Below are 943 nucleotides of genomic sequence, written 5' to 3'. Positions count from 1 at the left end.
CGGGGCGCGCTGACCAGGGGCTCGTACGGACGGCCGGCGACGGCGTTGACCGCGTCGTACACGGCGCCCTGCACGATGGCGAAGCTGCGGGTGCTGGTGGTGGGCGACTGCTTGGCGGTGTCGTGGATGGCGGACTGGGCGTGGATGTTCCAGGCGATGACGGGATTGCCCGGGGCGGCTTCCACGCCGCCGTGTGCCTCGGCGGTGGTGGCCGTCACTGGGACGGTCAGGGCGAGTACGGTGAGGACCGCGATGCGGCGTAACCCTCTGAACGATCGGGCGAGCGGACGTTGTGTCACGAGACCCCCAGGGGCTTGTCGGTGACAGATTGTCCGAGCCTATTCGGCAGGGGCCAGTCTTGTCGTTACATCGACAATCATCGACAGTCCGACGGGGTTGCGGGCCGCGGAGTGTGAGTCCTGCGGCACTGCCAGTGGCTCGCGGGAACGGACGGTTCCTGGTTCCCGCCCGTGGCTTGCGGGTGCGGATACTGGGCTTCGCCCGGAATCGGCATTGTGGAACCATCAAGCGGTGACCGAACGAGCAGCGACGACGGCCGCACCTTCCGGCGCGAAAATGAGCGGGTTGTCAACGAGATCGCCCAAGGGCTGCGAACGTTGGACTCTGGTGTGGGCTGGTTTTCCGGCCTCGGCCCGACACGCCAGCAGGAGGTACTGCAGGAAGTCGCCGACTATGCGATGCAGGCGCAGATTACCCCTGCGGACGGCCGTGCGGGGGTGGTTCGGTCCGGGGTGAAGCCCACGGCCAACCCCGCGGTGATGATCTGCATGGACCCGCCCCGCTACGGGTTCGCGGGTCTCCCCACCGCCGAACACGTCAAGGCATGCCGTGTTCTCGTTTCCGTGTTCGCCATTGCCGACGCTCGCCGCAGCGAGACGTACTGCCACTCACCGAAGCCTGCCCGGAGATAACCGAACTCGCC

2 protein-coding genes are annotated in these 943 nt (G+C 67.2%); one reads left to right on the top strand and one right to left on the bottom strand.

The genetic code is table 11. The features are described 5' to 3' along the window. Positions 1 to 218, bottom strand: a 218-nt coding sequence (locus tag TN53_RS40980; RefSeq protein ID WP_046263969.1) for a hypothetical protein, incomplete at its 3' end; no start/stop codon positions are given. A 297-nt stretch (positions 219 to 515) separates the two neighbouring features. Here TN53_RS40980 and TN53_RS40975 point away from each other — a divergent pair. Beyond that, entirely contained in the window at positions 516 to 932 is a 417-nt protein-coding gene (locus TN53_RS40975; RefSeq protein WP_046263968.1) for a DUF5958 family protein, read from the top strand. Positions 933 to 943 lie beyond the last annotated feature (11 nt).

It is taken from the genome of Streptomyces sp. WM6386 (assembly GCF_000972385.1).
Lineage (GTDB): Bacteria > Actinomycetota > Actinomycetes > Streptomycetales > Streptomycetaceae > Streptomyces.
Note: the sequence above shows the minus strand (reverse complement) of the source record. Positions and strands in the feature narration are given on the sequence as shown.